Annotated in this window: 6 protein-coding genes; 3 read left to right on the forward strand and 3 right to left on the reverse strand. The window is 73.4% G+C overall.

The features are described from left to right. On the reverse strand, window positions 1-409 hold a 409-nt coding region (locus CCN72_RS21750; protein ID WP_086808973.1), incomplete at its 3' end, for an NUDIX domain-containing protein. A gap of 164 nt (window positions 410-573) precedes the next feature. Here CCN72_RS21750 and CCN72_RS21755 point away from each other — a divergent pair. From CCN72_RS21755 to CCN72_RS21765, 3 genes are all read left to right on the forward strand, one after another. Continuing rightward, window positions 574-1020: a Zn-ribbon domain-containing OB-fold protein gene (locus CCN72_RS21755; RefSeq protein WP_086808970.1), complete on the forward strand. Its 447-nt coding sequence runs from the start codon at window positions 574-576 to the stop codon at window positions 1018-1020. Beyond that, window positions 1017-2207 carry a lipid-transfer protein gene (locus CCN72_RS21760; RefSeq protein WP_086808974.1) on the forward strand — a complete coding sequence of 397 codons (1191 nt, stop codon included), beginning with the start codon at window positions 1017-1019 and terminating at the stop codon, window positions 2205-2207. Before CCN72_RS21755 ends, CCN72_RS21760 begins: the two co-directional genes overlap by 4 nt. Window positions 2208-2345: 138 nt before the next feature. Next, on the forward strand, window positions 2346-3992 hold the full coding sequence (locus CCN72_RS21765) for a GGDEF domain-containing protein (protein ID WP_086808971.1): 1647 nt from the start codon (window positions 2346-2348) through the stop codon (window positions 3990-3992). A 38-nt stretch (window positions 3993-4030) separates the two neighbouring features. On the opposite strand, the gene CCN72_RS21770 is transcribed toward CCN72_RS21765, so the two are convergent. Both CCN72_RS21770 and CCN72_RS21775 read right to left on the reverse strand, forming a co-directional pair. Then, window positions 4031-4636, reverse strand: a complete 606-nt coding sequence (locus CCN72_RS21770) for a GTP-binding protein (RefSeq protein WP_086808972.1) — start codon at window positions 4634-4636, stop codon at window positions 4031-4033. Further along, window positions 4617-5586 (reverse strand): hydantoinase B/oxoprolinase family protein (locus CCN72_RS21775; RefSeq protein WP_143664162.1); only part of this gene is annotated, 970 nt, incomplete at its 5' end. The genes CCN72_RS21770 and CCN72_RS21775, both read right to left, overlap by 20 nt.

Genomic DNA, 5586 nt, shown 5'->3' on the forward strand with positions numbered 1-5586 from the left:
CGGCGGGGCGTTCGGGGAGGAGGCCGAAGAGGAGGAGATGCCCGTCGGGGGAGCTCATGGCGTCGACGAGGCGGACGTCGCGGGCGGCGGCGTCGATGCCGGTCTCCTCCTTGAGCTCGCGGACGACGGCCTGCTTCCAGTCCTCGCGGTCGTCCACGTAGCCGCCGGGCAGGGCCGTGCCGCCGCGGGCGGGGGCGATGGTGCGGGTGATGACGACCAGGGCGGTGCCCTCGGTGTCGTACACGGGCTGGAGCGCGATCGCCACGGGCAGCGGGTTGCGGTAGGCGACCGTGCCGCAGGACGGGCAGGTGCGCGGCCAGCCGGTGACGCCCTCTCCATAGGGCACCCCGCAGGCGGAACAGTGCGATCCCGGTGCGGAGTTGGCGATGGGTTGCTGATTCTCGGACACGCGCGGACTGTATCCGATCACGGGAACGACGTCTTCCGTAAGTGGTGTTGTCCGGTACGGACACGGTCTGCCCATTTCCCGTCGGACGTGCCAGACTCCTGACGCGTCGTCAGGTAACCCGGATCCGCGTGACGGGAGGGGCTTTGCCGCACACCAGGACACCCGTGATCACCGGCTGGTTCACCGGCGAGGGCGACGGCTTCCGCCTCCTCGGCACCCGCTGCGCGTCCTGCGCCTCGGTCTTCTTCCCGCGCGAGGACGTCCACTGCCGCAATCCGCACTGCGCGGGCGGCACCCTGGAGGAGACCCCGCTGTCCCGGACGGGGCGCGTCTGGTCGTACACCGACACCCGGTACCGCCCGCCGTCCCCCTACGTGAGCGATGCCGAACGCCCCTGGGAGCCGTACGCGTTGATCGCGGTGGAGCTGGCGGCCGAGCGGATCGTGGTGCTGGGGCAGGCGGCCCCCGGGATCACCGTCGCCGATCTCGCGGTGGGGATGGAGGTGGAGGCCGTCGAAGGCGTGCTCCAGGGTGTCGGCGAGACGGAGACGACGGCGACGTGGAACTGGCGGCCGGCGGGGGCGATGGGGCCGACGGGGCCGACGTCATGACGGGAGACGTCGCCGTGCTCGGCACGGGCATGCACCCCTGGGGCAAGTGGGGGCGCGGCTTCGTGGAGTACGGCGCGGCGGCGGCCCGCGCGGCGCTCGCGGACGCCGGTGTCGACTGGCGGGACGTGGGCTCCGTCGTCGGCGCGGACACGGTGCGGGGCGGCTACCCGGGGTACGTGGCGGGGGCGTCGTACGCCAGGGCGCTGGGCTGGCAGGGCGCCCGGGTCACCAGTGTGTACGCGGCCTGTGCGTCGGGGGCGCAGGCGATCGCCGTGGCGCGGGCGCAGATCCTCGCCCACCTCGCCGACGTGGTGCTCGTGGTGGGCGCGGACGCGGCACCGAAGGGCTTCTTCCGGCCCGCGGGCGGCGACCGGCCCGACGACCCCGACTGGCTCCGCTTCCGGCTGCTGGGCGCCACCAACCCGGCGTACTTCGGGCTGTACGCGCGCCGGCGGATGGCGGTGCACGGCGACACACCGGAGGACTTCGCGCTGGTCAAGGTGAAGAACGCCGCGATGGGGGCGCTGAATCCGTACGCCCGCTACCGCAAGCGGGTCACCGTCGAGGAGGTCGCCGCCTCCGCGGTGGTCGCCGATCCGCTGCGGCTGCTGGACATCTGCGCCACCTCCGACGGCGGCGCCGCCCTGGTGCTGTCCTCCCTGGAGTTCGCCCGCCGGCACGGCGCCGCGCGGCCGGTGCGGATCCGCGCGGTCTCCACGGTGACGCCCCGCTTCCCGAACCCGGTGCTCGACCTGCCGGACATCGCCACCGACCCGGCGGTCGCGGTACGGCCCCCGGAGGAGACCTTCCGCGCCTCCATCGCCCGCGCCGCCTACGAGGAGGCCGGCCTCGGCCCCGGGGACCTGGATCTGGCGGAGGTGTACGACCTGTCCACCGCGCTGGAGTTGCAGTGGTACGAGGATCTGGGGCTGTGCGGCGCGGGCGAGGGGGCGAAGCTGCTGCGGGAGGGCGTGACAGCGCCGGGCGGCCGGACGCCGGTCAACGCCAGCGGCGGGCTCGCCTCCTTCGGTGAGGCCGTCCCGGCCCAGGCCATCGCCCAGGTCTGCGAGCTGACCTGGCAGTTGCGGGGCGCGGCGGGCGAGCGGCAGATCGAGGGTGCGCGGGTGGGCATCACCGCCAACCAGGGGCTGTTCGGGCACGGTTCGTCGGTGGTGGCGGTGCGGTGAGGGCCGGCCAATGAGCGTCTAAGGGGCACCTAAGGGGAGCCTTAAGGGGATTATCACGCTGTGCGATCGGCCCGGAATCCTGTGTGAACGTCTCATGAACTGACCCTGGGCGCCCGCGCGCAGCGCCATCATGCTCCCGTGCACTCCTGGACGGACTCTCTCCGCTTCGCCTTCCAGCCGCTGGTGAACCTGAGGACGGGCGCGGTCGCCGCGCTGGAGGCGTTCGCCCGCCCGGAGACGGGCGACATCCTGGCCGAGGCCCGCCGTGACCCCGAACTGGACGGCGCGCTGGCCGTGTTGGCGCTGCGCTCGGCCATGCGCAAGGAGCGGCTGCTGCCGCTGCATGTGAACGTGTTCGCGGGCACGCTCGCCGACCTCGGGGGCCTCACCCCGCTGCATGACGCGGTGCGGGCGCAGGGGCGGGGGCCCTGGGAGGTGACGCTGGACGTCGTACCGCCGTGCACGCATGTGCCGCACCGGGCGTTGCTGGAGGCGGTGGCCGCGCTGCGGGAGCAGGGGTTCCGGATCAGCGCGGACGGGGTCGGGGACGGCGATGTGCCGCTGCGGCTGCTCACCGACCTCTCCCCCGATCTGGTCAAGCTGGACGCCTCGCTGCTGGCCAGGCCGGCCGCGGTACGGGCGATGCGGACCCTGTGCGAGGAGTTGGACGCCCTGGTCGCCGTGGAGGGGGTGGAGACCGAGGGGCAGTACGCGGCGGCGGTGTCGGCGGGGGCGCAGCTGGCCCAGGGCGAGCTGTTCGCGCCGCCCGCCCGGATCCCGGTGGCGGACATCTATGTGCCGTCCTTCTCCCCCGCCGTCCCGGTCGCGCCCAGGACCGGGCCGCCGGTACGGGAGTTCGTGCGCCCGGCCGCCGTGCTGCCGGTGACGGCGTCGGCCGGGCAGGTGCGGGCCCTGCTGACCGGCTCGCCGGACGTCTCCGGGGTGCTGCTGGTGGACCAGGCGGGCAGACCCGTGCGGTCGGTGCACCGCTCACGCTTCCTGCTGTCGATGTCCGGCCGCTACGGGCACGCCCTGTACGCCGACCGTCCCGCCGCACGGCTCGGGGACGCCCCGCGCACGGTCGGGGTGGACGCCACCGCCTGGGAGGTGCTGGACGTGGTGGCGATCGGCGGCCGGGACCGGACCAGCGACGATGTGGCGGTGCTGGACGCGCACGGGCGGTGCGTGGGTGTCGTACGGCTCGCGGACCTGGTGCGGGCGCTGGCCGAGAGCCGGGTGGAGGAGGCGGCCGGGCTCAATCCGCTGACCCGGCTGCCGGGTTCGGACGCGATCACCGGTGAGGTGGACCGGCGGATCGCGGACGGGCGGCCGTTCGCGCTGAGCTGGCTGGACATCGACCACTTCAAGAAGGTGAACGACGGCGCCGGTTTCGCCGCGGGCGACGAGCTGATCCGCTCGGTGGGGCGGGCACTGACGCAGGCGATCGCCGGGCAGGCGCGGGTGGGGCACATCGGCGGGGACGACTTCCTGGTGCTGGCCGACGAGGAGACACTCGGCCCACTGGCCGCGGCGGTGCTGGACGCCCCCTGGTCGGCGGGCGGACGGCCGGTCACGCTGTCGCTGGCGACCGTGGTGTGCGGGCCGGGCAGCGTGCACGACCACCGCCAGGCCGCCGCCCAACTCGCCCCGCTGAAGCAGGCGGCCAAGGCGCTCGGCGGCGCGAGTTGGGTACTCGGCCGCGCGGGCCTGACCGGACATGAGGTACGGCGGGGCGGCGGAGCGATGACCCCGGCGCGGGCGGCGGCCGCCGAGCCTCAGTGGTGAACGGCCCCTAGATGTGCGTGACTTGAGACCTGTTCTCCTCAGCTGCCGACCGGCTGGCGGTGGTCCGCCGTGTAGCGCATGGCGTGTTCGATGAGGTCGATGAGGACGTCCTTGGCCGATTGCCGGTCGCGGGCGTCGCACAGCATCACGGGCACTCCGGGGTCCAGATCGAGCGCCCGGCGGACCGAGTCGGAGGGGTAGCGGGCGGCGCCGTCGAAGCAGTTGACGGCGACCAGGAAGGGGATGGAGCGTCGCTCGAAGTAGTCGACGGCGGCGAAGGAGTCCTCCAGGCGGCGGGTGTCGGCGAGCACGACGGCACCGAGCGCGCCCTCGGACAGCTCGTCCCACATGAACCAGAACCGCTCCTGCCCGGGCGTGCCGAACAGGTACAGGACCAGGTCCTCGCGCAGGGTGATCCGGCCGAAGTCCATGGCCACGGTGGTGGTGTTCTTGGCCTCCACCCCGCTGGTGTCGTCGACCGGGCGCCCGGCCTCGGTGAGCTGCTCCTCGGTGCGCAGCGGGCGGATCTCGCTGATCGCGCCGACCAGGGTGGTCTTGCCCACGCCGAAGCCGCCCGCCACCAGGATCTTGAGCGTGACGGGCTCGACCGGGAAATTGCCGTGCTCAGAACGCCCGAGGACCATCGTTCACTTCTCCTGCTTGCTGGGGTTCGGGCGACGGCCGGCCGTAGCCGCCGCCACCGGGGGTTTTGATGACCAGTACGTCGCCGGGGCCGACCTCGGTGGAACCGCTGCCGCCGAGATCGGTGACACCGCCGTCGGCCCGCTCGACCCGGTTGGTGCCGAGCGCTCCGGGGGCACCGCCCGCCATGCCGTACGGGGGCACACGGCGGTGCTGGGAGAGGGTGGAGACGGTCATGGGCTCCAGGAACCGGATGCGGCGCACCGCGCCGTCGCCGCCGCGCCAGGTGCCGGTGCCGCCGCTCCCGTGCCGTACGGCGAACTCCTCCAGGCGGACGGGCAGTCGCCACTCCAGGATCTCGGGGTCGGTGAGCCGGGAGTTGGTCATATGGGTCTGTACGACATCGGCCCCGGGGAAGCCGTCGCCCGCGCCGGAGCCGGAGGCGACGGTCTCGTAGTACTGGTGGCGTTCGTTGCCGAAGGTGACGTTGTTCATCGTGCCGGAGCCCTCGGCCTGGACGCCGAGCGCCGCGTACAGGGCACCGGTGATGGCCTGCGAGGTCTCCACGTTGCCCGCGACGACGGCGGCCGGGGGCTTCGGGGCGAGCAGGGAGCCGGGCGGTACGACGATGTCCAGGGGGCGCAGGCAGCCGTCGTTGAGCGGGATGTCGTCGGCGACCAGGGTGCGGAAGACGTACAGGACGGCCGCGTTGACGACGGCGAAGGGGGCGTTGAAGTTGGTGGGGAGCTGCCCGGAGGTGCCGGTGAAGTCGATGGTGGCCCGGCGCTCGGCCCGCTCGACGCGGACCCGGACGTGGATGACGGCGCCCGCGTCGGTCTCGTAGGCGTACTCGCCGTCGTCCAGGGCGTCGATGACGCGGCGGACCGCTTCCTCGGCGTTGTCCTGGACGTGCCGCATATAGGCCTGTACGACATCGAGGCCGAACTCGCCG

The sequence above is a fragment of the Streptomyces murinus genome (assembly GCF_002154555.1).
Taxonomy (GTDB): domain Bacteria; phylum Actinomycetota; class Actinomycetes; order Streptomycetales; family Streptomycetaceae; genus Streptomyces; species Streptomyces murinus.